The 26,946-nt window shown below is 32.4% G+C and carries 23 protein-coding genes; 18 read left to right on the plus strand and 5 right to left on the minus strand.

The window, feature by feature from the left end; translation table 11 throughout:
- Positions 1-130: 130 nt before the first annotated feature.
- Positions 131-598 carry a 1,4-dihydroxy-2-naphthoyl-CoA hydrolase MenI gene (gene menI, locus HMPREF2658_RS04110; RefSeq protein ID WP_000640487.1) on the plus strand — a complete coding sequence of 156 codons (468 nt, stop codon included), beginning with the start codon at positions 131-133 and terminating at the stop codon, positions 596-598.
- A gap of 206 nt (positions 599-804) precedes the next feature.
- Here the strand turns inward: menI and HMPREF2658_RS04115 are convergent, their stop codons facing one another.
- Complete coding sequence (locus HMPREF2658_RS04115; RefSeq protein WP_000546776.1) at positions 805-1,101, minus strand: HesB/YadR/YfhF family protein; 297 nt, start codon at positions 1,099-1,101, stop codon at positions 805-807.
- A 376-nt stretch (positions 1,102-1,477) separates the two neighbouring features.
- Entirely contained in the window at positions 1,478-2,086 is a 609-nt protein-coding gene (gene plsY / locus HMPREF2658_RS04120; protein WP_000972779.1) for a glycerol-3-phosphate 1-O-acyltransferase PlsY, read from the minus strand.
- Between the two features lie 205 nt (positions 2,087-2,291).
- On the opposite strand from plsY, the gene parE reads away from it, so the two are divergent.
- The 7 genes from parE (at position 2,292) to mprF (ending at position 14,091) form a co-directional block, all read left to right on the plus strand.
- The gene (gene parE / locus HMPREF2658_RS04125) at positions 2,292-4,283 is read left to right on the plus strand and encodes a DNA topoisomerase IV subunit B (protein WP_025173910.1); all 1,992 of its coding nucleotides are present in this window, start codon (positions 2,292-2,294) and stop codon (positions 4,281-4,283) included.
- Positions 4,283-6,685, plus strand: coding sequence for a DNA topoisomerase IV subunit A (gene parC / locus HMPREF2658_RS04130; protein ID WP_001289594.1), 2,403 nt, complete (start codon positions 4,283-4,285; stop codon positions 6,683-6,685). The genes parE and parC overlap by 1 nt, the downstream gene beginning before the upstream one ends.
- A gap of 249 nt (positions 6,686-6,934) precedes the next feature.
- On the plus strand, positions 6,935-8,395 hold the full coding sequence (locus HMPREF2658_RS04140) for a glutamine transporter AlsT (protein WP_000651158.1): 1,461 nt from the start codon (positions 6,935-6,937) through the stop codon (positions 8,393-8,395).
- Positions 8,396-8,894: 499 nt separating this feature from the next.
- Complete coding sequence (glcT, locus tag HMPREF2658_RS04145; RefSeq protein ID WP_000505019.1) at positions 8,895-9,746, plus strand: glucose PTS transporter transcription antiterminator GlcT; 852 nt, start codon at positions 8,895-8,897, stop codon at positions 9,744-9,746.
- Positions 9,721-9,888, plus strand: a complete 168-nt coding sequence (locus tag HMPREF2658_RS04150; RefSeq protein ID WP_001796710.1) for a hypothetical protein — start codon at positions 9,721-9,723, stop codon at positions 9,886-9,888. The genes glcT and HMPREF2658_RS04150 overlap by 26 nt, the downstream gene beginning before the upstream one ends.
- Positions 9,881-11,089 (plus strand): cell elongation protein CozEb, encoded by a 1,209-nt coding sequence (cozEb, locus tag HMPREF2658_RS04155; RefSeq protein ID WP_001004752.1) that lies wholly within the window; start codon positions 9,881-9,883, stop codon positions 11,087-11,089. Before HMPREF2658_RS04150 ends, cozEb begins: the two co-directional genes overlap by 8 nt.
- A gap of 479 nt (positions 11,090-11,568) precedes the next feature.
- On the plus strand, positions 11,569-14,091 hold the full coding sequence (mprF, locus tag HMPREF2658_RS04160; RefSeq protein ID WP_001071159.1) for a bifunctional lysylphosphatidylglycerol flippase/synthetase MprF: 2,523 nt from the start codon (positions 11,569-11,571) through the stop codon (positions 14,089-14,091).
- Positions 14,092-14,293: 202 nt separating this feature from the next.
- Here the strand turns inward: mprF and msrA are convergent, their stop codons facing one another.
- Positions 14,294-14,803, minus strand: a complete 510-nt coding sequence (msrA, locus tag HMPREF2658_RS04165; RefSeq protein WP_001024832.1) for a peptide-methionine (S)-S-oxide reductase MsrA — start codon at positions 14,801-14,803, stop codon at positions 14,294-14,296.
- 136 nt (positions 14,804-14,939) lie between these two features.
- On the opposite strand from msrA, the gene HMPREF2658_RS04170 reads away from it, so the two are divergent.
- Entirely contained in the window at positions 14,940-15,923 is a 984-nt protein-coding gene (locus HMPREF2658_RS04170) for an LCP family protein (RefSeq protein ID WP_000356973.1), read from the plus strand.
- 87 nt (positions 15,924-16,010) lie between these two features.
- Here the strand turns inward: HMPREF2658_RS04170 and HMPREF2658_RS04175 are convergent, their stop codons facing one another.
- Positions 16,011-16,196 carry a 2-hydroxymuconate tautomerase gene (locus HMPREF2658_RS04175; protein ID WP_001123276.1) on the minus strand — a complete coding sequence of 62 codons (186 nt, stop codon included), beginning with the start codon at positions 16,194-16,196 and terminating at the stop codon, positions 16,011-16,013.
- Positions 16,197-16,343: 147 nt separating this feature from the next.
- On the opposite strand from HMPREF2658_RS04175, the gene HMPREF2658_RS04180 reads away from it, so the two are divergent.
- Positions 16,344-17,606 carry a Y-family DNA polymerase gene (locus HMPREF2658_RS04180; RefSeq protein WP_000283026.1) on the plus strand — a complete coding sequence of 421 codons (1,263 nt, stop codon included), beginning with the start codon at positions 16,344-16,346 and terminating at the stop codon, positions 17,604-17,606.
- 136 nt (positions 17,607-17,742) lie between these two features.
- Here the strand turns inward: HMPREF2658_RS04180 and HMPREF2658_RS04185 are convergent, their stop codons facing one another.
- Entirely contained in the window at positions 17,743-18,834 is a 1,092-nt protein-coding gene (locus tag HMPREF2658_RS04185) for a prephenate dehydrogenase (RefSeq protein ID WP_000214294.1), read from the minus strand.
- A gap of 164 nt (positions 18,835-18,998) precedes the next feature.
- Between HMPREF2658_RS04185 and HMPREF2658_RS04190 the strand changes: the two genes are divergently transcribed.
- The 8 genes from HMPREF2658_RS04190 to trpA all read left to right on the plus strand — a co-directional run bounded on the left by HMPREF2658_RS04190 (position 18,999) and on the right by trpA (position 26,840).
- The gene (locus tag HMPREF2658_RS04190; RefSeq protein ID WP_000433354.1) at positions 18,999-20,030 is read left to right on the plus strand and encodes a M42 family metallopeptidase; all 1,032 of its coding nucleotides are present in this window, start codon (positions 18,999-19,001) and stop codon (positions 20,028-20,030) included.
- Between the two features lie 492 nt (positions 20,031-20,522).
- The gene (locus HMPREF2658_RS04195; RefSeq protein ID WP_000382437.1) at positions 20,523-21,929 is read left to right on the plus strand and encodes an anthranilate synthase component I; all 1,407 of its coding nucleotides are present in this window, start codon (positions 20,523-20,525) and stop codon (positions 21,927-21,929) included.
- Positions 21,926-22,492 (plus strand): anthranilate synthase component II, encoded by a 567-nt coding sequence (locus HMPREF2658_RS04200; RefSeq protein ID WP_000604801.1) that lies wholly within the window; start codon positions 21,926-21,928, stop codon positions 22,490-22,492. Before HMPREF2658_RS04195 ends, HMPREF2658_RS04200 begins: the two co-directional genes overlap by 4 nt.
- A 5-nt stretch (positions 22,493-22,497) precedes the next feature.
- Entirely contained in the window at positions 22,498-23,496 is a 999-nt protein-coding gene (gene trpD / locus HMPREF2658_RS04205; protein ID WP_000173848.1) for an anthranilate phosphoribosyltransferase, read from the plus strand.
- Position 23,497: 1 nt separating this feature from the next.
- Positions 23,498-24,280, plus strand: a complete 783-nt coding sequence (trpC, locus tag HMPREF2658_RS04210) for an indole-3-glycerol phosphate synthase TrpC (RefSeq protein ID WP_000153718.1) — start codon at positions 23,498-23,500, stop codon at positions 24,278-24,280.
- Complete coding sequence (locus HMPREF2658_RS04215) at positions 24,280-24,912, plus strand: phosphoribosylanthranilate isomerase (protein WP_000768175.1); 633 nt, start codon at positions 24,280-24,282, stop codon at positions 24,910-24,912. Before trpC ends, HMPREF2658_RS04215 begins: the two co-directional genes overlap by 1 nt.
- Positions 24,905-26,119 (plus strand): tryptophan synthase subunit beta, encoded by a 1,215-nt coding sequence (gene trpB / locus HMPREF2658_RS04220; protein ID WP_001081578.1) that lies wholly within the window; start codon positions 24,905-24,907, stop codon positions 26,117-26,119. The genes HMPREF2658_RS04215 and trpB overlap by 8 nt, the downstream gene beginning before the upstream one ends.
- Positions 26,112-26,840, plus strand: coding sequence for a tryptophan synthase subunit alpha (trpA, locus tag HMPREF2658_RS04225; RefSeq protein ID WP_070854212.1), 729 nt, complete (start codon positions 26,112-26,114; stop codon positions 26,838-26,840). The genes trpB and trpA overlap by 8 nt, the downstream gene beginning before the upstream one ends.
- Positions 26,841-26,946: the final 106 nt, after the last annotated feature.

Here is a 26,946-nt window from a genome sequence, read left to right on the forward strand (position 1 = left end):
AATGCTCAAAAATACCTCTATAAACTTTATGATTTAATAGGTCGGTTCAAAACCTTTGTGTTCTTGGCCGGCCTCTTCTTGTATTTTATGTTAGAATGAGATATAAAGTTAAACTGAAAGAAGGCTTAAAATGATATATAGTATTACAGAAATAGAAGCGCGTTATGCTGAAACTGATAAGATGGGTGTAATTTATCATGGGAATTATGCAACTTGGTTTGAAGTTGCGCGGTTGGATTATATATCGAAGTTAGGTTTTAGTTATGCTGATATGGAAAAACAAGGAATCATTTCACCTGTGACTGACCTCAATGTCAATTATAAAAAGTCTATTTTTTATCCAGAAAAAGTTAAAGTTAAAACTTGGGTTGAAAAATATTCGAGATTACGTTCAGTGTATAAATATGAGATTTTTAATGAAAAAGGTGAACTTGCAACTACAGGTTCCACAGAATTGATTTGTATTAAAGAAGATACTTTTAAGCCTATACGGTTGGATCGTTATTTCCCTGATTGGCATGAAGCCTATAGCAAAGTGCAAACGCTCAATAATGAAGGGAAAACAGTAGAGATAATGGATGGTATTGATTCTTTATAAATTACTATAAATGTTTGGAGAGGCAATATTAACAATTAATCTATGTTAAATAGTCAATACGTTAACATTAACGCAATTAGCGTGAAGATAAGCTAATATATAGAAAAAACGAACTTGTTCATACAACAACAGATGTGCTAAACCAAAGTACAACTTCCGAGGTTCAGTACACATCAGAATGTGTATACAAGTTCGTTTTATTTTAGTTATTTTGTGGAATAAGAAATTTCATCTTCGTGATCAACTACATTTACAATAATGTGGTCATCTTCAAAGTACCACAAATCTTTTTCCGCTACGACAACATTTAAATCGTCATATTGTTGTTCATAGCCAATATCAACATCTTCCTTTGGTTCAACTGTAAAAGCAGGACTAAATCCTTGCTTGAGTTGGAATTCGCCACCATATCTTACAAAAAACACGAGCACTTTATTATTTTCAGGTAACTCAAGTTCATTTTTAAACCAAGTTACTGCTGCATCAGTAAGTTCTATATGCATAACAATGACCTCCTATATTTATTACAGAATGGGAGTGGGCCCCAACTCGTATTGTTTGTGGAATTTCTTTTCGAAATTCTCTGTGTTGGAGCCCAGCCCAACTTCCACATTATTGTAAGCTGAATTTCCATCAGCTTCTATGTTGGGCCCCCGACCAGAATTGAAAAAAACCTAGTTATAAGCACATTTCGTTCTGTTCACTACAGCTAATATTACATTGTGGGGCCTATGACCTTGATTTATGTCTCGGTCTCAAATGTTCTTGTAAAAAAACTAAGTATAGTTGAATTTTAAGTTAAAAAAATTGTTTTTGCAAAAATAAAATAATCCATCAACTGCAAAAAATATGCAATGATGGACTAATGTCAAAAAATTGTTACATCCATTTTATTTTAGGTTCTTCGCCTCTAAAAATCCTTGCGATATTAGAGCGATGTCTAATTATCAATATGATTGAAACTAAGAAACTAACGACTAATAAAATATAGTCTTGAATGATAAGCGAGCCAATCACACAGCAAATTGCTGCAACGATACTTGCTAAAGAAACATATTTAAAAATCTTCAATACAATAAAGAAGATAATTGCAAGTATTAGTAAAAGTATCGGGTTGACTCCCAAGACGACACCTGCACTAGTTGCAACAGCTTTGCCACCTTGGAATTTTAAATAAACAGGATAAACGTGTCCAAGTATAGCGAATAAGCCAACAATTAAACCATTTGTAAAAAAAGTACTAATAGGGCCATCTGCGTGAACTGGTAACCATAAAGGGAAGAAAACAGTTATGAATCCTTTGAAAATATCTAGAAATGTTACCAAGAATCCTGCAGGACGACCTAATACTCTAAAGCTATTAGTAGCGCCAGTATTACCACTACCAAATTGTCTAATATCTTTTTTGAAAAATAATTTTCCAATTACGAATCCACTTGGGAAAGCGCCGATAAGATAACTTAGTAGTAACATGACGATTATCATCATAAATATTACACATCCTTTAATATCTTAGAACTATTTTATCATATTCGTTTAAATTACGGCTAAAATTTTTAAAAACGGGGATTAATATATGGAATTAAGCTCTGAAAGTTAATTGATACTTGCATTTTACGCTGATTTATATAAGAATAACTATTGTATAGTTTTAAAAACGAACGTACGTTTGCAGGAGGCGAAATCATTGGCAATGAATAAACAAAATAATTATTCAGATGATTCAATACAGGTTTTAGAGGGGTTAGAAGCAGTTCGTAAAAGACCTGGTATGTATATTGGATCAACTGATAAACGGGGATTACATCATCTAGTATATGAAATTGTCGATAACTCCGTCGATGAAGTATTGAATGGTTACGGTAACGAAATAGATGTAACAATTAATAAAGATGGTAGTATTTCTATAGAAGATAATGGACGTGGTATGCCAACAGGTATACATAAATCAGGTAAACCGACAGTCGAAGTTATCTTTACTGTTTTACATGCAGGAGGTAAATTTGGACAAGGTGGCTATAAAACTTCAGGTGGTCTTCACGGCGTTGGTGCTTCAGTGGTAAATGCATTGAGTGAATGGCTTGAAGTTGAAATCCATCGAGATGGTAATATATATCATCAAAGTTTTAAAAACGGTGGTTCGCCATCTTCAGGTTTAGTGAAAAAAGGTAAAACTAAGAAAACAGGTACCAAAGTAACATTTAAACCTGATGACACAATTTTTAAAGCATCTACATCATTTAATTTTGATGTTTTAAGTGAACGACTACAAGAGTCTGCGTTCTTATTGAAAAATTTAAAAATAACGCTTAATGATTTACGCAGTGGTAAAGAGCGTCAAGAGCATTACCATTATGAAGAAGGAATCAAAGAATTTGTTAGTTATGTCAATGAAGGAAAAGAAGTTTTGCATGACGTGGCTACATTTTCAGGTGAAGCAAATGGCATAGAGGTAGACGTAGCTTTCCAATATAATGATCAATATTCAGAAAGTATTTTAAGTTTCGTAAATAATGTACGTACTAAAGATGGTGGTACACATGAAGTTGGTTTTAAAACAGCAATGACACGTGTATTTAATGATTATGCACGTCGTATTAATGAACTTAAAACAAAAGATAAAAACTTAGACGGTAATGATATTCGTGAAGGTTTAACAGCTGTTGTGTCTGTACGTATTCCAGAAGAATTACTACAATTTGAAGGACAAACGAAATCTAAATTGGGTACTTCTGAAGCAAGAAGTGCTGTTGATTCAGTAGTTGCAGACAAATTGCCATTCTATTTAGAAGAAAAAGGACAATTGTCTAAATCACTTGTAAAAAAAGCGATTAAAGCACAACAAGCAAGGGAAGCTGCACGTAAAGCTCGTGAAGATGCTCGTTCAGGTAAGAAAAACAAGCGTAAAGACACTTTGCTATCTGGTAAATTAACACCTGCACAAAGTAAAAATACTGATAAAAATGAATTGTATTTAGTCGAAGGTGATTCTGCGGGAGGTTCAGCAAAACTTGGACGTGACCGCAAATTCCAAGCGATATTACCATTACGTGGTAAGGTAATTAATACAGAGAAAGCTCGTCTAGAAGATATTTTTAAAAATGAAGAAATTAATACAATTATCCACACAATCGGGGCAGGCGTTGGTACTGACTTTAAAATTGAAGATAGTAACTATAATCGTGTAATTATTATGACTGATGCTGATACTGATGGTGCGCATATTCAAGTGCTATTGTTAACATTCTTCTTCAAATATATGAAACCGCTTGTTCAAGCAGGTCGTGTATTTATTGCTTTACCTCCACTTTATAAATTGGAAAAAGGTAAAGGCAAAACAAAGCGAGTTGAATACGCTTGGACAGACGAAGAGCTTAATAAATTACAAAAAGAACTTGGTAAGGGCTTCACGTTACAACGTTACAAAGGTTTGGGTGAGATGAACCCTGAACAATTATGGGAAACGACGATGAACCCAGACACACGAACTTTAATTCGTGTACAAGTTGAAGATGAAGTGCGTTCATCTAAACGTGTAACAACATTAATGGGTGACAAAGTACAACCTAGACGTGAATGGATTGAAAAGCACGTTGAGTTTGGTATGCAAGAGGACCAAAGTATTTTAGATAATTCTGAAGTACAAGTACTTGAAAATGATCAATTTGATGAGGAGGAAATCTAGTGAGTGAAATAATTCAAGATTTATCACTTGAAGATGTTTTAGGTGATCGCTTTGGAAGATATAGTAAATATATTATTCAAGAGCGTGCATTGCCAGATGTTCGTGATGGTTTAAAACCAGTACAACGTCGTATGTTATACGCAATGTATTCAAGTGGTAATACACACGATAAAAATTTCCGTAAAAGTGCGAAAACAGTCGGTGATGTTATTGGTCAATATCATCCACACGGAGACTCCTCAGTGTACGAAGCAATGGTCCGTTTAAGTCAAGACTGGAAGTTACGACATGTCTTAATAGAAATGCATGGTAATAATGGTAGTATCGATAATGATCCGCCAGCGGCAATGCGTTACACTGAAGCTAAGTTAAGCTTACTAGCTGAAGAGTTATTACGTGATATTAATAAAGAGACAGTTTCTTTCATTCCAAACTATGATGATACGACACTCGAACCAATGGTATTGCCATCAAGATTTCCTAACTTACTAGTGAATGGTTCTACAGGTATATCTGCAGGTTACGCGACAGATATACCACCACATAATTTAGCTGAAGTGATTCAAGCAACACTTAAATATATTGATAATCCGGATATTACAGTCAATCAATTAATGAAATATATTAAAGGTCCTGATTTTCCAACTGGTGGTATTATTCAAGGTATTGATGGTATTAAAAAAGCTTATGAATCAGGTAAAGGTAGAATTATAGTTCGTTCTAAAGTTGAAGAAGAAACTTTACGCAATGGACGTAAACAGTTAATTATTACTGAAATTCCATATGAAGTGAACAAAGGTAGCTTAGTAAAACGTATCGATGAATTACGTGCTGACAAAAAAGTCGATGGTATCGTTGAAGTACGTGATGAAACTGATAGAACTGGTTTACGAATAGCAATTGAATTGAAAAAAGATGTGAACAGTGAATCAATCAAAAATTATCTTTATAAAAACTCTGATTTACAGATTTCATATAATTTCAACATGGTCGCTATTAGTGATGGTCGTCCAAAATTGATGGGTATTCGTCAAATTATAGATAGTTATTTGAATCATCAAATTGAGGTTGTTGCAAATAGAACGAAGTTTGAATTAGATAATGCTGAAAAACGTATGCATATCGTTGAAGGTTTGATTAAAGCGTTGTCAATTTTAGATAAAGTAATCGAATTGATTCGTAGCTCTAAAAACAAGCGTGACGCTAAAGAAAACCTTATCGAAGTATACGAGTTCACAGAAGAACAGGCTGAAGCAATTGTAATGTTACAGTTATATCGTTTAACAAACACTGACATAGTTGCGCTTGAAGGTGAACATAAAGAACTTGAAGCATTAATCAAACAATTACGTCATATTCTTGATAACCATGATGCATTATTGAATGTCATAAAAGAAGAATTGAATGAAATTAAAAAGAAATTCAAATCTGAACGACTGTCTTTAATTGAAGCAGAAATTGAAGAAATTAAAATTGACAAAGAAGTTATGGTGCCTAGTGAAGAAGTTATTTTAAGTATGACACGTCATGGATATATTAAACGTACTTCTATTCGTAGCTTTAATGCTAGCGGTGTTGAAGATATTGGTTTAAAAGATGGTGACAGTTTACTTAAACATCAAGAAGTAAATACGCAAGATACCGTACTAGTATTTACAAATAAAGGTCGTTATCTATTTATACCAGTTCATAAATTAGCAGATATTCGTTGGAAAGAATTGGGGCAACATGTATCACAAATAGTTCCTATCGAAGAAGATGAAGTGGTTATTAATGTCTATAATGAAAAGGACTTTAATACTGATGCATTTTATGTTTTTGCGACTCAAAATGGCATGATTAAGAAAAGTACAGTGCCTCTATTTAAAACAACGCGTTTTAATAAACCTTTAATTGCAACTAAAGTTAAAGAAAATGATGATTTGATTAGTGTTATGCGCTTTGAAAAAGATCAATTAATTACCGTAATTACAAATAAAGGTATGTCATTAACGTATAATACAAGTGAACTATCAGATACTGGATTAAGGGCGGCTGGTGTTAAATCAATAAATCTTAAAGTTGAAGATTTCGTTGTTATGACAGAAGGTGTTTCTGAAAATGATACTATATTGATGGCCACACAACGCGGCTCGTTAAAACGTATTAGTTTTAAAATCTTACAAGTTGCTAAAAGAGCACAACGTGGAATAACTTTATTAAAAGAATTAAAGAAAAATCCACATCGTATAGTAGCTGCACATGTAGTGACAGGTGAACATAGTCAATATACATTATATTCAAAATCAAACGAAGAACATGGTTTAATTAATGATATTCATAAATCTGAACAATATACAAATGGCTCATTCATTGTAGATACAGATGATTTTGGTGAAGTAATAGACATGTATATTAGCTAAAAACTATATGCAATCACGAAATTAAATGATAAAATACAGTAATGTTAAATTTTGACTAAATTCAAGGGATTTATATTAAATGCTGACCAAGTACTTATCGTTAAATTAGCGATATACTTTGACCAAACTAATATAAATCTCTTGTATTGTATAAGAAATGATGATGTATCTCTTTATTTACTGAAGTTTCAATTCGGTCTAATTTTATAGAAGGTGCATGATTCATGTAGAGGATGCGAGGGGTTTATTTTGAAAGATTTCGATAGTTTAATTCCTGGATGGTTTAAAGAATTTGTCCATGTTGGTACCGATCTAATATGGTCTCAATATTTAATTGGTCTATTATTGACAGCTGGATTCTTCTTTACAATTAGTTCTAAATTCGTCCAATTACGAATGTTACCTGAAATGTTTAGAGCTTTAGTAGAACGTCCAGAAACTTTAGAAGATGGTAAGAAGGGTATTTCGCCATTCCAAGCATTTGCGATTAGTGCTGGTTCGAGAGTTGGTACTGGTAATATTGCTGGTGTTGCGACTGCGATTGTTTTAGGCGGTCCAGGTGCAGTGTTTTGGATGTGGATTATTGCATTTATAGGTGCAGCGAGTGCATTTATAGAAGCGACTTTGGCTCAGGTTTATAAAGTACATGATAAAGATGGTGGATTCCGTGGTGGTCCAGCTTACTATATTACTAAAGGTTTAAATCAAAAATGGCTAGGTATCGTATTTGCGATTTTAATTACAATTACATTTGCATTTGTATTTAACACAGTGCAATCTAATACAATTGCGGAGTCGTTAAATACGCAATATAATATTAGTCCAGTAATCACAGGTATTATTTTAGCAATCGTAACAGCTATTATTATATTTGGTGGTGTACGTAGTATTGCTACGTTATCTTCGTTAATTGTACCGATTATGGCTATCATTTACATTGGTATGGTTTTAGTAATATTGTTATTTAATTTAGATCAAATTGTTCCTATGATAGGTACGATTATTAAAAGTGCATTTGGTATCGAACAAGTAACTGGTGGCGCTGTAGGTGCTGCGGTTCTTCAAGGTATTAAACGTGGTTTATTCTCTAACGAAGCTGGTATGGGTTCTGCGCCGAATGCAGCTGCTACTGCTGCAGTGCCACACCCGGTCAAGCAAGGTTTAATCCAATCATTAGGTGTGTTCTTTGATACAATGTTGGTTTGTACAGCAACTGCAATCATGATTTTATTATATTCAGGATTAAAATTTGGTGATAACGCACCTCAAGGTGTTGCAGTTACCCAATCAGCACTTAATGAACATTTAGGTTCTGCCGGAGGTATTTTCTTAACAATTGCAGTTACACTGTTTGCATTTTCATCTGTGGTAGGTAACTACTATTATGGTCAATCTAATATTGAATTTTTATCAACAAACCGTGTAATATTATTTATCTTTAGATGTCTTGTTGTAGTACTTGTCTTTGTCGGTGCAGTTGTAAAAACAGAAACAGTATGGAATACGGCAGACTTATTTATGGGCTTAATGGCAATTGTAAACATTATTTCCATTATAGGACTGTCCAATGTAGCTTTTGCATTGATGAAAGATTATCAAAAGCAGAAAAAAGAAGGCAAGAATCCTGTTTTTAAACCTGAAAACTTAGAAATTAACTTATTTGGAATTAGTGCTTGGGGCGCTAACAAATATAAGAACTCTGATAAATAAATATTTTTAATGTAACGATTCAATTTATAAAAATCAAATAAACCCTGAGGTTTTCAAATTAAAGCGAAAATCTCAGGGTTTTAAATTTGTACTCAATAATCATCTGTATCATTACACTAATTAATCTAAGATTTGATTATATATTAACATAGTAAGATTGAGATTTATTTCCTTCATTGGTGTGCAAAGACTATACCATTGATAAGACATATTGTGGGATAGATGAATATAAATTTATTTTAGATTTGCACAATTTAATAGTACGTTTTAGTTTGTGTTGAGTATTAATTCAGATAATATATAAATAAATAGAATTATTTGTAAATATGTGAGTCAGATTTTTTTATTATAGTTATTCCACTTTGAGAGGCATCGAAATTAAATTAAGATATATCATATAGGGTAGGCGTGTAATAGAACACAAGTATTTAAATTATTATACTTTCAAGTTAGACATTTCCGATATATAATCTTAATAATAGAAAAATAGGTGATGATAATGGGAGAATATATTGTTACTAAAACATTGAACAACAATGTCGTAGTATGTACTAATAATGATCAAGAAGTTATTTTAATCGGTAAAGGTATTGGTTTTAACAAAAAAGAGGGAATGGTGTTAAACGACCAAACTAATACAATAGAGAAAATTTATAAATTAGAGAGTGAGCAACAAAAAGCACATTATAAAAGTTTAGTTGAAATCGCTGATGACAATGTATTACAAGTCATTATTGATTCGTTAAATTTTATTTCTAATACTGCGATGAATGTTGATTCAAAACAACTTGTAGTTTCATTAACGGATCATATTATATTTGCATATAAACGCTTAAAACAAAATCAAGTTATTAGCAATCCATTTGTTATGGAAACTATGCAGTTATATAGTGATGCATATCATATTGCTAAACAGGTGATTGATCAGTTAAATGCAGCATTAGATGTACATTTTCCTGAAGATGAGATAGGATTTATTGCATTACATATTGCATCTAACACAGAAGATTTATCTATGCATGAGATGACTTTGATCAATAATGTTATTAAAAAAGGTATAGATATCATTGAATCAGACCTTGTGACAACTGTTGATAAGGAATCATTACAATACCAACGTTTTATAAGACATGTACAATTTTTAATTCGCCGATTAAGAAGAAAAGAATATATACATGCACAAGATGATTTTGTGTCTATGATTAAAAATCACTATCCGATTTGCTATAACACAGCATATAAAATTTTAACTATGATACAAAAACAATTTGATGTTAATATCAGTGAGTCTGAAATTATATATTTAACATTACACATTCATCATTTTGAAGAAAGGATTAATCAATCCTAAATTAAGTGTATTACACGGGCGTTTCGATACTGTAAAGGGTATTTGTATGGTATCATTGATGTTAGTAATTTTACATAAGTGGACTGTTTTTATACAACATCTTATGAATATTTTAAGTGGTGGTGAATCTATAATTGAATGAAAATGAAAAGAATATAAGAAAGAACTTTTTAAAATTTACCGAATCACGGTATATGAAGTTTGTTGGTGGAAATGATTTAGTCTTCTCATTAATAGCTCTAGTATTGTTGGGTATTGTTATTTTTATTTTCGAAAAAGTATCATACGTTTTTGATCCTTTTATCATCGTTTTTAAGACGATAGCAGCACCTATCATCGTCTCTTTAATTCTATTCTATCTATTTAACCCAATCGTAAATATGATGGAGCGTTATAGAATACCAAGAGTTGCAGGTATTTCTATTATTTATCTAGCTGTAGTAGGTGTTATTACGTTAATTGTTAATTTATTGATACCTATTATTGGTTCGCAAGTAGATAGTTTAGTTAAAAATTCACCGCAATATCTAGAAAAATTAATTAATTCTATTGATAAAATAGCAAATAATACGTTTTTCTCTTCGTATTATAGTCAAATTAATGATTGGTTAAATTCTTTACCTAAGAAAATACCATCTATGTTAAGTGAATTTACAGATGGCTTTGGGTCTAAAATTGCAACGTTTGCAGAAACGATTGCTAACATTGGCGTTGTGATTGTCACAACACCATTTGTATTATTCTTCATGCTGAAAGATGGACATCATTTCAAAGAATTTTCAACAAATATTATGCCGCCAAAATTCCGAAAAGATTTTCATGATCTACTTGAAAAAATGAGTGTTCAAGTTGGTTCATATATTCAAGGACAAATTATCGTTTCATTCTGTATCGGTATACTGTTGTTTATCGGTTATTCGGTTATTGGGTTGAAATATAGCTTAGTATTAGCTAGTATTGCGGCAGTTACAAGTGTTGTACCATATTTAGGGCCTACTATAGCGATTTCACCAGCTATTGTAATAGCTGCTATAACATCGCCGTGGATGCTCTTAAAATTAGCAGTAGTATGGACTTTAGTACAATTTGTTGAAGGACACTTCATTTCACCAAATATCATGGGTAAAACACTGAAGATTCATCCATTAACTATTATTTTCATCTTGCTGTGTGCTGGTAAACTATTAGGCATTGTTGGTGTTATTTTAGGTATTCCAGGATATGCAATTTTAAAAGTATTAGTTACGCATTTATTCCAGTTATTTAAACGACGTTATAATCGTTTCTATGGTAATGATGTAGGTGAATATGATATTAAAGAAAGTAATAAAATAGTTGAATAAGTAATTAAAAATACCAATAGACTATACGTTTGTTGGTATTTTTTATGGTGATTATAATGTTGGGCAGTCAAATTTATGATTATCGCACATTTTTAGCTTATAAATTTTACGAAAATTTAGCCGTTTATAAAACACATGCATAATGAAACGAGTATTTGCCACTTGATTAGTACCTCATTATTATGACGAAAATAAAAATAAGGGGTATTTTTAATATATTAAGAAGTACTCATAATCAGCTGTTAATTAATAGTATTTTTCATAAGTATTGATTCATCATTTTCTTTATGTTAAATATGAATCAGTATAGATAACCATATTGTTCTGTTTGAGATAGAATTATTTTCTATTTACTTCTTAATACAGATGTCAATATGACAAAAGTGTTATATAAATCAAAGGTAAATGATATGCTATTTTTATGGTTTATATGATATATTTTGATTTATAACAGAAATAATTAGAATTGATGTGAAAAAATGAATCAGGAAGTTAAAAACAAAATATTTTCAATCTTAAAAATTACGTTTGCTACAGCTTTATTTATTTTTGTAGTAATCACGTTGTATCGAGAGTTATCTGGGATTAACTTTAAAGATACTTTGGTTGAATTTAGTAAGATCAACCGTATGTCCCTTGTTTTATTATTTATTGGTGGTGGGGCTTCGCTTGTTATTTTATCAATGTATGATGTGATTTTATCTAGAGCTTTAAAAATGGATATTTCATTAGGAAAAGTTTTAAGAGTAAGTTATATCATTAATGCATTAAATGCGATTGTAGGCTTTGGTGGCTTTATTGGTGCCGGTGTAAGAGCAATGGTTTATAAAAACTATACGCATGATAAAAAGAAATTGGTTCACTTTATTTCATTAATACTGATTTCAATGTTGACTGGTTTAAGTTTGTTATCATTGTTAATCGTATTCCACGTTTTTGATGCGTCATTAATTTTAAATAAAATTACGTGGGTGAGATGGGTACTTTATGCTGTGTCGTTGTTTTTACCATTATTTATTATATATTCAATGGTTAGACCGCCTGATAAAAACAATCGTTATGTAGGCTTATATTGTACATTAGTGTCATGTGTCGAATGGTTAGCCGCTGCAGTTGTATTATACTTCTGTGGTGTCATAGTTGACGTCCATGTCTCATTTATGTCATTTATTGCAATATTCATTATTGCTGCATTATCTGGATTAGTCAGCTTTATTCCAGGTGGTTTTGGTGCCTTCGACTTAGTTGTTTTATTAGGCTTTAAAACGCTAGGTGTACCTGAAGAAAAAGTATTATTAATGCTACTACTTTATCGCTTTGCGTACTATTTCGTACCAGTGATTATTGCATTAATTCTTTCATCATTTGAGTTTGGTACTTCAGCTAAGAAATATATTGAAGGATCTAAATATTTCATTCCGGCTAAAGATGTGACGTCGTTTTTAATGTCGTATCAAAAAGATATTATTGCTAAAATACCATCATTATCATTGGCAATTTTAGTATTCTTTACAAGTATGATTTTCTTTGTAAATAATTTGACGATTGTATACGATGCTTTATATGATGGCAATCATTTAACGTACTATCTTTTATTGGCAATACATACAAGTGCCTGTTTATTACTTTTACTTAATGTTGTAGGTATTTATAAACAAAGTAGACGTGCCATTATTTATGCAATGATTTCGATTATCTTAATTATTGTCGCGACGTTATTCACTTATGCGTCATACATTTTAATAACTTGGTTAGTTATTATCTTTGCTTTACTTATTGTTGCTTTCCGTAGAGCACGTAGGTTAAAACGTCCAATTCGAATGCGAAATTTAGTCGCAATGCTTTTGTTTAGCATATTTATACTCTACATCAATCATATATTTATAGCTGGAACATTTTATGCTTTAGATGTTTATACAATCGAAATGCATACGTCTGTACTTAAATATTATTTCTGGATTACCATTTTAATTATCGCAATTATTGTTGGTGCGATTGCATGGTTATTTGATTATCAATTTAGTAAAGTGCGTATATCTTCTAATATTGAAGAGTGCGAAGAGATTATTGATCAATATGGTGGGAATTATTTAAGTCATTTAATTTATAGTGGTGATAAACAGTTCTTCACTAATGAAGATAAAAATGCATTTTTAATGTATCGCTATAAAGCAAGTTCGTTAGTAGTTCTTGGCGATCCAATCGGTGATGAAAATGCCTTTGATGAATTGTTAGAAGCATTCTATAATTACGCTGAGTATTTAGGCTATGATGTTATATTCTATCAAGTTACAGATCAACACATGCCTTTATATCATAATTTCGGTAACCAATTTTTTAAATTAGGTGAAGAAGCAATTATTGATTTAACACAATTTTCAACTTCAGGTAAAAAACGCCGTGGATTTAGAGCGACTTTAAACAAATTCGATGAACTTAATATTTCATTCGAAATTATTGAACCACCGTTTTCAACTGAATTTATAAATGAACTTCAACATGTAAGTGATTTATGGCTAGATAATCGTCAGGAAATGCATTTCTCTGTTGGTCAATTTAATGAAGAATACTTATCTAAAGCGCCAATTGGTGTGATGCGCAATGAAAATAATGAAGTAATTGCATTTTGTAGTTTAATGCCAACATACTTTAATGATGCCATTTCAGTCGATTTAATTAGATGGTTGCCAGAGTTAGATTTACCGTTAATGGATGGATTATACTTGCACATGTTACTTTGGAGTAAAGAGCAAGGCTATACAAAATTTAATATGGGTATGGCAACGTTATCGAACGTTGGTCAATTGCATTATTCATATTTAAGAGAACGACTTGCAGGCCGTGTCTTTGAACATTTCAACGGTCTATATCGTTTCCAAGGATTACGTCGTTATAAATCTAAATATAATCCGAATTGGGAACCACGCTTTTTAGTTTATCGAAAAGATAATTCGCTTTGGGAATCACTTTCTAAAGTAATGCGTGTAATACGTCACAAATAATTAAAATCCAAGTGCTAAGAGGTATACAGTTATGCCTGAAGCGCTTGGATTTTTTGGTTTCTATAAAGAATGATTTATAAAATACGGTACAGATAAGAATATTTAAGTTTCCTATCTGTACCGTATTTTAATATTGAAATGAGCTTAAGTTAATTCGCCTAACTTTTATTATCAGTCCAATCAGTTTCATCAAGTATAAATGTTATTGCTTATTTTTGTATTCTTGGCGTATTTTTTGTTCTTCTGCATAGCGCTCTGGATTTTTCTTATAAAAATCTTGGTGATAGTCTTCGGCTTTGTAAAATTGTGACGCGGGTAATATTTTTGTTGCAATTGCCTTATTAGCATTAATCGTATTTTTAAGCTGCTCGATATAAGTCTCAGCGAGTTCTTTTTGATGATCATTAGTGTAAAAAATAGCTGTTTGATATTGAGGACCACGGTCTTGATATTGACCACCTGTATCTAATGGGTCAATGACTGAGAAAAATATTTCTAATAACTTATTGTATGAGAATAATGCAACATCATATTGAATTTCAACAGTTTCTAAATGACCACTCGTACCTGATTTTACTTGTTCGTAAGTAGGATTTTCAATATGTCCGCCCATATATCCAGAAGTTACTTTTTCTATGCCGTCAAAGGTGTCAAATGGTTTCGTCATACACCAAAAGCAACCTCCGGCAAAATAAGCTGTATTAATATTCATTTTTGACATCCTTTCATTAGACCTTAGTACGATTTATTAAGAAATCACTTGCTTTTTGAATTGTTTTTATATAACGTTAATATGTGATTATTATAGTACACAAAAATCTATTTTTGAAGATATAAGGTAGGTAAATATGGATAAAGAAACTAATGACAACGAATATAGACGTCAAAGTGAACATCGCACTTCGGCGCCTAAGCGAAAAAAGAAGAAGAAAATTAGGAAATTACCTATCATTCTTCTGATTGTTGTAATTTTACTTATCGCATTAGTTGTATATATTGTACATAGTTATAATAGCGGTGTAGAATATGCCAAGAAACATGCGAAAGATGTTAAAGTACATCAATTTAATGGACCAGTAAAAAATGATGGTAAAATTTCTATTCTTGTACTCGGTGCAGATAAAGCACAAGGTGGACAATCAAGAACAGATTCTATCATGGTTGTTCAATATGACTTTATCAATAAAAAGATGAAAATGATGTCTGTCATGCGTGATATTTATGCAGATATTCCAGGATATGGAAAACACAAAATTAATTCAGCATACGCTTTAGGTGGTCCAGATCTACTTAGAAAAACACTTGATAAAAATTTAGGAATTAATCCTGAATATTATGCAGTAGTTGATTTTACTGGATTTGAGAAAATGATTGATGAATTAATGCCAGAAGGTGTACCAATTAATGTCGAAAAAGATATGTCGAAAAATATTGGTGTATCTTTGAAAAAGGGTAACCATAGGTTGAATGGTAAAGAATTACTTGGTTATGCAAGATTCCGTCACGACCCTGAAGGTGACTTCGGACGCGTGCGACGTCAGCAACAAGTAATGCAAACATTGAAAAAAGAAATGGTTAATTTTAGAACAGTTGTTAAATTACCAAAAGTTGCAGGTATTTTAAGAGGCTATGTGAATACAAACATTCCTGATTCAGGGATCTTTCAAACAGGTTTGAGTTTTGGTATCCGAGGTGAAAAAGATGTTAAGTCATTGACTGTGCCAATCAAGAACTCATACGAAGATGTCAATACAAATACTGATGGTAGTGCATTACAGATTAATAAAAACACAAATAAACAAGCTATTAAAAACTTTTTAGATGAAGATTAAAAATAAACAAGGCGATTTCTATCATACTCAGATAGAAGTCGCCTTGTTCGTTTTCAAAGAATTATTTGGCATGCATCTTATGAAGAATTATTGATCTGACTTTCTTACGCCAGCCACACCATAATGGTTTGGTTTCATTTCTTCTATAACAACGTGAATTGCTTGTCTATTTGCTCCCGTTGTTTTTTCTACGGCGTCAGTAACTTCGCTAACTAAATTTTTTAATTGTTCATCCGAACGACCTTCTAATAATTTTACATTGACGATTGGCATCATCCAAACCTCCTAATCATTATTAATTTGAGTATATCATGTAATACTTAAAAATTCATTTGCAAAATAACAGAACATTTGTTCTAAAATAGTTGAAATAGAACAAGTGTTCGTATATAATAGAATTCAAGTAAGGGAGGAATAACAGTGTATAATTATCATTTATTAGAAGATAGGGATGTTCTATGTATTGACCAAAAAAGTTTTTTTGCGAGTGTTTCTTGTATTGAAAAGGGGCTAGATCCATTAGAAACAAAATTAGCTGTTGTTGCAGATACTAAGCGTCAGGGTTCTGTAGTATTGGCTGCGACACCTAAATTAAAAGAATTAGGCATCAAGACAGGATCGCGATTGTTTGAAATACCACATAGAAATGATATTTACATTATCAATCCAAGTATGCGTAAATATCTTAATGTTTCAGTTGCTATTTCTAAGATTGCATTGCGTTATATTCCACCTGAAGATTTACACCAATATAGTATTGACGAATTTTTTATGGATGTTACTGATAGCTATCATAGATTTAGTTCTACAGTACATGCATTTTGCGAAAGACTTAAACGTGAAATTTATGAAGAAACAGGCATTTATTGTACTGTGGGCATTGGTTCTAATATGTTATTAAGTAAAATTGCTATGGATGTTGAAGCGAAGCATAATCAAAATGGTATAGCTGAATGGCGATATCAAGATGTACCAACAAAATTATGGCCAATTCAGCCCTTGCGAGATTTTTGGGGTATTAATCGTCGAACAGAAGCTAAATTGAATAAAAGAGGAATTTTTACTATAGGAGATTTAGCGAAATATCCATATAAATTTTTAAAAAAAGAGTTCGGTATTTTAGGTGTTGATATGCATCTACATGCGAATGGGATAGATCAGAGTAAAGTACGTGAAAAGCACAAGATCAGCAATCCATCGATATGCAAAAGTCAAATATTAATGAGAGATTATCATTTTGATGAAGCAAAAGTAGTAATGCAAGAGTTAATTGAAGATGTTGCTAGCAGAGTTCGAGCAAGAAAAAAAGTGGCAAGAACGATACATTTTGCTTTTGGCTATAGTGATGAAGGCGGTGTACATAAGCAATATACTTTGAAAGATCCAACAAACTTAGAAAAAGATATTTATAAAGTAGTAATGCATTTCGCAGATAAATTATGTAATAAACAAGCACTATATCGTACGTTAAGTATATCTTTGAGTCAATTTATTAATGAGGATGAGCGACAGTTAAGTTTGTTTGAAGATGAATACCAACGCAAACGTGACGAATGTCTAGCTAAAACGATAGATCAATTACATTTGAAATACGGCAAAGGTATTGTGTCCAAAGCAGTATCGTTTACAGAAGCAGGTACAAAACACGGCAGATTAGGTTTAATGGCTGGACATAAAATGTAATGACTATACGGTTTAAGTAATATATAACTGTGATTCGTATAAAATAAGTCTCTAAAGATAAATATTTCATATATCACAATAGATTTTCACAATAATATCTAAGAATACATGGGATTTATCAAAAGAGACTCAATAATTATTGGATATAACAATCAAAATCACTCAATGCTTGCATACCGCGTTCTCGGTCAGTAGGATTTTTGAAACTAATTTTTAAAGCACCGTATATATCTTCGCGTACTTCTAAGATTCTTAAGTTGCTTATAGATATGTTATGTAAACTTAGTATGTAAGTCACTTTGCTTATCATACCTGATTCATCCGGAATATCTACATATAGATCATACGCAGTATTTAGTCCACCTAGTTGTTTAGCGGGCAGTGCGTCACGATACGATTTAGCTTCGGCAAAAAATGATAACAATTTTTCAGAATCATTGCTTTCAATTAGTCTTTCTAAATCTTGAAACTGATTTTTTAGCTGTCGAATCATTTCTAAAATATACGTTTTATTACTCAAGGTGATATCTTTCCACATTTGTGCATTACTACTAGCTATACGAGTGATATCACGAAAACCACCAGCTGCAAGTTTATTGACTAAATGATGTTCTTGACCGTTCTTTTGACTAACATGAACTAAACTAGATGCAACGATATGAGGTAAATGACTTACGACGCTTGTTACGTAGTCGTGTTCTTCAGCAGTAGTTACAATAAATTTAGCAAGAGTAGGTGATAACAGTTCTTTTAACGTGTTTGCTGCTTGCTCATTTCTTGGCTCATTGTAGACTAAAATATAATAAGCATTTTCAAATAAGTGCTTTTTAGCATTTAGTACACCGGATTTATGACTACCAGCCATTGGATGACCACTGACTAAATGAATATTATGCTTTAATAAACTGCATTCGTGTTGCTGTATCATTGCTTTAGTACTACCAGTATCAGAAACAATAACACCAGGTTTAGTTGGCATATCTATAAGCTCGCTAAGATATTTATTTGTGATAGCAACAGGTGTTGCATAAATAATTACATCGGCTTTTTTAATAGCTTCACTATAATTTAAACATTTTTCATTAATAATACCGATTGATTTAGCTTTATCTAACTGAGAAGTATCTGAATCGTATGCAATAATATTAGTATTAGGGTTATGGTATTTTATATTGCTAGCAAGACTTCCACCAATTAATCCAAGCCCAACAAATAAAACTGTTGTCATATAAATCACCTTATTTCGAAATTTTCAGAATAATAACATTGTAAATGAGCTGTTGACACAGTGCAATAGTAAATAAAAATCGATAATAGCATTAATAGATAAACGGATATAAATCATCTACAATAAAGAGTATAGTAACACAATGGCAACGGAGGGGTAAATCAATGGAACCAATATTAGAAATGATTAAAACATTAACAGGTATTAATAGTCCTTCAGGAGACACAGAAGAAGCAATTCAATTTGTCGAAAAATATGCAAAAGACTTAGGTTATCAAACAACACTAACAAATAAAGGTGCGTTATTAATAACAGTGCCAGGCAAAAATGATGAAGTACAACGCTGTATTACTGCTCATGTTGATACTTTAGGTGCAATGGTTAAAGAAATTAAAGAAGATGGGCGCTTAGCAATAGAATTAATTGGAGGATTCACGTATAACGCGATTGAGGGTGAATATTGCCAAATTAAAACTGATGCTGGTCAAATATATACAGGAACAATTTGTCTGCATGAAACAAGTGTTCATGTATATAGAAATAATCATGAAATACCTAGAGACCAAAAGCATATGGAAATAAGAATTGATGAAGTAACTACATCAGAAGAAGATACAAAGAGTTTAGGTATTTCAGTAGGTGATTTTGTTAGCTTTGATCCACGTACAGTTATCACGTCATCAGGTTTTATTAAATCACGTCATTTAGATGATAAAGCTAGCGTAGCGATGATACTACAATTACTAAAGAAATTAAAAGAAGAGCAAATAATATTACCACATACAACACAATTTTATATTTCTAATAACGAAGAAATAGGTTACGGTGCAAATGCATCAATTGATTCGAAAATCAAAGAATATATTGCATTAGATATGGGCGCGTTGGGAGACGGTCAAGCATCCGATGAATATACAGTTTCTATTTGTGCCAAAGATGCTTCAGGTCCATATCATAAGCAATTGAAATCACACCTAGTTAATCTTTGCAAAATAAATAATATTCCATATAAAGTAGACATATATCCATATTATGGTTCAGATGCTTCAGCAGCTTTACATGCTGGTGCGGATATCAGACATGGTTTATTTGGCGCTGGCATTGAATCATCTCATGCAATGGAACGAACACATATTGATTCTATTAAAGCGACAGAGAAATTACTATATGCATATTGCTTATCACCAATTGAGTAAACAAATAGTGTTGACAAATGTGAACGACCTATGTAATATAATGAACTATAAAAATAATTAGAATTTTCTAAAGAAATAGTAGCAGATATGAAACGTAGCAAATAGAAAGCTAATGGGTGATGGGAATTAGCACGCCATATCTTGTGAATTGGACTTTGGAAAACAATTGAATGAGTTTTGAAAGTGAACATGAATTATGTTAACTAAGGTGGCACCACGGTAACGCGTCCTTACAGGTATATGCGTTATGTGGTGTCTTTTTATTTAGACAAAATGTAGTAGTTAGTTAAAGGTAGCAACAGAAAGTTAGTGGGTGATGTGAACTAACACCGAGATTAATGAAATTGGGTTTTGTCTGCAACAGAAAAATTATATATAGTAAAGAGTGAACTATGAATATTTCGAATATTCGGTTAATTTAGGTGGTACCACGCGTCAGCGTCCTTTATATTGATAAGGATGCTGGCGTTTTTTTAGAAAGGAGCGTAAAGAATGGATGTATTCTATAAAAAAATAAAAGCAAATGTAACACCTGAAGTTTTAGCACAACTTCATTCCAAGAAGATCATTTTGGAAAGTACAAATCAACAACAAACTAAGGGTCGCTATTCTATAGTGATATTTGATATCTACGGTACTTTAACTTTAGATAACGATGTATTATCAGTAAGCACTTTAAAAGAGTCGTATCAAATCACTGAAAGACCGTATCATTATTTAACGACTAAAATAAATGAAGACTATCATAATATTCAAGATAATCAACTTAAGCCATTACCGTTTATATCTGGATATGTTGGGACGTGTAGCTTTGATTTAGTAAGACATGAATTTCCTAAATTGCAATCAATACAATTAGAGGATCACAAGCAGCACGATGTACGGTTATATATGGTTGAACAAGTTTATGTATTTGACCATTACAAAGATGAGTTATATATCATCGCGACGAATCAATTTTCAAATTCAACAAAATCAGATCTTGAGAATCGAGTTAATAAGTCTATCGAAGACTTAACTAAAATCCAACCGTTCATGCCTACACAAGATTTTGATTTTAAAACTAAAGAAATTCAATCAAATATTTCTGAAGAAAGATTTATCGAAATGATTCAGTATTTCAAAGATAAAATAACAGAAGGGGATATGTTCCAAGTTGTGCCATCAAGAATTTACAAATATGCGCATCATGCTAATCAGCATTTAAATCAACTTACGTTTCAACTGTATCAAAATTTAAAACGACAAAACCCAAGTCCATATATGTATTATCTTAATATCGATAAACCCTACATTGTCGGTAGTTCTCCCGAAAGTTTCGTAAGTGTCAAAGATAAAATTGTAACAACTAATCCTATTGCAGGTACGATTCAACGTGGTGAGACGACACAAATAGATAATGAGAATATGAAACAACTACTTAATGATCCTAAAGAATGCAGTGAACATCGTATGCTTGTTGATTTAGGTCGTAATGATATTCATAGAGTAAGTAAAATAGGTACCTCAAAAATTACTAAATTAATGGTTATTGAAAAATATGAACATGTTATGCATATCGTAAGTGAAGTCACAGGTGAAATAAATCAAAATTTATCGCCAATGACAGTTATTGCGAATTTATTACCAACAGGTACCGTTTCAGGTGCACCAAAATTACGTGCAATAGAAAGAATTTACGAACAATATCCACATAAACGTGGCGTTTATAGTGGTGGTGTTGGATACATAAATTGTAATCATAACTTAGATTTTGCATTAGCAATTCGAACGATGATGATAGATGAGCAGTATATCAACGTAGAAGCAGGTTGTGGCGTTGTATATGATTCTATTCCTGAAAAAGAACTGAATGAAACGAAATTGAAAGCTAAAAGCTTATTGGAGGTGAGCCCATGATCTTAGTTGTAGATAATTATGATTCCTTTACGTATAACCTAGTGGATATTGTTGCTCAACATTCTGACGTAATTGTTCAATACCCTGATGATGATAATGTGCTGAATCAATCTGTTGATGCTGTCATTATTTCACCAGGCCCTGGGCATCCATTAGACGACCAACAGTTAATGAAAATTATCTCATCCTATCAAGATAAACCCATTTTAGGTATTTGCCTAGGTGCTCAAGCACTGACTTGTTATTACGGTGGAGAAGTCATTAAAGGCGACAAGGTTATGCACGGAAAAGTTGATACACTTAAGGTTATATCGCATCATCAACATCTGTTATATCAAGATGTACCAGAACAATTTTCGATTATGAGATACCATTCATTAATAAGTAATCCTGATAATTTTCCAGAAGAATTGAAAATTACTGGACGTACCGAAGATTGTATACAGTCATTTGAGCATAATGAACGACCCCATTATGGTATTCAGTATCATCCTGAATCATTTGCTACAGACTATGGTGTCAAAATAATTACTAATTTTATTAATTACGTGAAGAAAGGATGAAAACCATGACATTACTAACAAGAATCCAAACTGAATCTATATTGCTAGAAAGTGACATTAAGGAGTTAATCGACATACTTATTTCTCCAAGTATCGGAACCGATATAAAATATGAATTATTGAGTTCGTATTCGGAACGAGAAATTCAACAACAAGAATTGACATATATTGTACGTAGTTTAATTAATACAATGTACCCACATCAACCTTGTTATGAGGGCGGTATGTGTGTGTGTGGTACAGGTGGTGACAAGTCTAATAGCTTCAATATATCAACTACTGTCGCTTTTGTTGTAGCAAGTGCTGGCGTAAAAGTTATAAAACATGGAAATAAAAGTGTGACTTCAAATTCAGGTAGTACGGATTTGTTAAATCAAATGGACATTCAAACTACGTCTGTTGATGATACGCCAAAGCAATTAGATGAAAAAAACCTCGTGTTTATCGGCGCAACAGAATCGTATCCAATAATGAAATATATGCAACCAGTTAGAAAAATGATAGGTAAGCCTACAATATTAAACCTTGTAGGTCCATTAATTAATCCCTATCACCTAACGTATCAAATGGTAGGTATCTTTGACCCTACAAAACTAAAACTAGTTGCAAAGACAATTAAAGATTTAGGTAGACGACGTGCAATCGTATTACATGGTGCGAATGGTATGGATGAAGCAACGTTGTCTGGTGATAATTTGATATATGAATTGACTGAAGATGGAGAAATCAAAAATTACACATTAAATGCGACTGATTATGGTTTGAAATATGCACCGAATAGTGATTTTAAAGGTGGTTCGCCTGAAGAAAACTTAGCAATCACACTGAATATTTTAAATGGTAATGATCGCTCAAGTCGACGTGATGTGGTTGTCTTAAATGCAGGTTTAAGCCTATATGTTGCAGAGAAAGTGGATACCATCGCAGAAGGCATAGAACTCGCAAGCACTTTGATTGATAATGGTGAAGCTTTGAAAAAATACCATCAAATGAGAGGTGAATAACATGACGATTTTAGAAGAAATTGTTGAATATAAACAGTTACTTTTACAAAATGGCTATTATCAAGACAAACTTAATACCTTAAAAAGTGTGAACATTCAGAATAAAAAATCTTTTATAAACGCAATTGAGAAAGAACCAAAGTTAGCAATTATTGCAGAAATTAAATCGAAGAGCCCTACAGTTAATGACTTACCTGAACGAGATTTATCGCAACAAATCTCAGATTATGAGCAATATGGTGCAAATGCTGTATCCATTTTGACTGATGAAAAGTACTTTGGTGGTAGTTTTGAAAGATTACAAGCATTGACAACAAAAACAACATTACCCGTATTATGCAAAGATTTTATTATAGATCCGCTTCAAATTGATGTTGCCAAACAAGCTGGTGCATCTATGATTTTACTGATTGTTAATATCTTATCGGATAAACAATTGAAAGATTTATATAACTACGCTATATCGCAAAATTTAGAAGTGTTAGTTGAAGTACATAATCGTCATGAATTAGAACGTGCCTATAAGGTTAATGCTAAATTGATTGGTGTAAATAACAGGGACCTAAAACGATTTGTCACAAATGTGGAACATACAAATATTATTTTAGAAAATAAACAGCCGAATCATTATTATATTTCAGAAAGCGGTATTCATGGTAACTCTGATGTAAGGAAAATTTTGCATAGTGGTATCGATGGCTTACTAATAGGTGAGGCGCTTATGCGTTGTGACAATCTATCTGAATTTTTACCACAACTAAAAATGCAAAAGGTGAAGTCATGATGAAATTGAAATTTTGTGGCTTTACATCAATAGAGGATGTTACAGCGGCCAGTCAATTACCTATTGATGCGATAGGATTCATCCATTATGAAAAAAGTAAAAGGCATCAAACAATTGTCCAAATTCAAAAGTTAGCGTCTGCTGTTCCAAATCATATTGATACAGTATGCGTCATGGTAAATCCTGATTTAACAACAATTGAACACGTATTAAGCAATACGCCAATTAACACAATACAGTTACACGGCACAGAATCTATTGATTTTATACAGGAAATTAAAAAGAAGTATCCAAGCATTAAAATCATTAAAGCTTTAGCTGCAGATGAAAACATAATCCAAAACATAAATAAATATAAAGGGTTCGTAGATTTATTTATTATCGACACACCCTCAGTGTCGTATGGTGGTACCGGTCAAACATATGACTGGACTATTTTGAAGCACATAAAAGACATACCTTACTTGATAGCAGGAGGCATTAACTCTGAAAATATTCAAACAGTTAATCAACTTAAATTATCACATCAAGGTTATGATCTTGCATCAGGTATAGAAGTAAATGGGCGAAAAGATATAGAAAAAATGACAGCGATTGTAAATATTGTGAAAGGAGATAGAGGAAATGAATAGACAAATACAAACAGAAGCAGATGAATTAGGTTTCTTCGGTGAATACGGAGGGCAATATGTTCCAGAAACATTAATGCCAGCAATTATTGAGTTGAAAAAAGCTTATAAAGAGGCAAAAGCAGACCCAGAGTTTCAAAGAGAACTGGAATACTATTTATCAGAGTATGTAGGACGCGCGACGCCACTTACATATGCTGCATCATATACTGAAAGCCTAGGAGGCGCTAAAATATATTTAAAACGAGAGGATCTAAATCATACAGGCGCCCATAAAATTAATAATGCGTTAGGTCAAGCGTTGCTTGCTAAAAGAATGGGCAAGAAGAAGCTTGTTGCTGAAACAGGTGCGGGTCAACATGGTGTAGCTAGTGCTACGGTTGCTGCATTATTTGATATGGAACTTGTTGTCTTTATGGGAAGTGAAGATATTAAAAGACAACAACTTAATGTATTTAGAATGGAATTACTTGGTGCAAAGGTTGTGGCAGTTGAAGATGGTCAAGGGACTTTATCGGATGCAGTTAATAAAGCATTGCAATATTGGGTAAGTCATGTAGATGATACACATTATTTATTAGGTTCTGCATTAGGTCCAGACCCATTCCCAACGATTGTTAGAGATTTTCAGAGTGTGATTGGTAAAGAAATAAAATCACAGATATTGAAGAAAGAAGGTCGACTTCCGGATGCAATTGTAGCATGTATCGGTGGTGGCTCAAATGCAATCGGTACATTTTATCCATTTATTAAAGATGATGTTGCATTATATGGTGTTGAAGCTGCAGGTCAAGGTGAGGATACTGATAAACATGCACTTGCAATTGGCAAAGGCTCACCAGGCGTATTACATGGTACTAAAATGTATTTAATTCAAGATGAAGGTGGGCAAGTGCAACTAGCACATTCTATTTCAGCAGGACTTGATTATCCTGGTATTGGACCAGAACATTCTTATTACCACGACATTGGTAGAGTAACTTTTGAAAATGCAAGTGATACACAAGCAATGAATGCTTTAATCAACTTTACAAAACATGAAGGTATTATACCTGCAATTGAAAGTGCACATGCACTGAGTTATGTTGAAAGACTAGCGCCTACGATGTCGAAAGAAGATATTATTGTAGTAACAATTTCTGGACGTGGCGATAAAGATATGGAAACAATTAGACAATATATGGCAGAGCGAGGTCTTGCAAATGGCTAAATTATTTATACCTTATATTATGGGAGATAAAGATTTTATTGAAAATGCAACATTGTTGAGTGAAAATGGTGCAGATATAATTGAAATTGGTGTACCTTTCTCTGATCCGGTTGCTGATGGTCCAGTTATCATGGAAGCAGGTCAACAAGCGATTAAACAAGGCATAACGATAGATTATATTTTCGAGCAATTAGAAAAACACGGTAATCAAATTAAGTGTCATTATGTATTAATGACGTATTATAATATTATTTGTCATTATGGAGAACAAGCATTTTTTGAAAAATGTCGAGATACCGGTGTCTACGGCTTAATTATACCTGATTTACCATTTGAATTATCGCAACGTTTAAAACAACAATTTAGTCACTATGGCGTCAAAATTATATCGTTAGTTGCGATGACTACTGATGACAAACGTATAAAAGATATCGTATCCCATGCGGAAGGCTTTATTTATACTGTGACGATGAATGCGACAACAGGACAAAATGGTGCGTTTCACCCAGGATTAAAACGAAAAATTGAGTCAATTAAAGCGATAGCCAATGTGCCAGTTGTCGCAGGATTTGGCATAAGATCTCCACAACATGTTGCAGATATAAAAGAGGTTGCAGATGGTATCGTTATTGGTAGTGAAATAGTAAAACGATTTAAATCTAACACGCGTGAAGAAATCATTAAATATTTACAATCTATCCAGCAAACATTGAATAATTAAGTTTACTTGATTTAAAAAAATTAGTCGAATACTGTTTGAAAAAGTGAAAAACGGTGAATTATAAAATTGAATAGAAATGATACAAAAGTAATATGAGCAAACCCAA

The organism is Staphylococcus sp. HMSC062H10 (genome assembly GCF_001836945.1).
Classification (GTDB): domain Bacteria; phylum Bacillota; class Bacilli; order Staphylococcales; family Staphylococcaceae; genus Staphylococcus; species Staphylococcus aureus.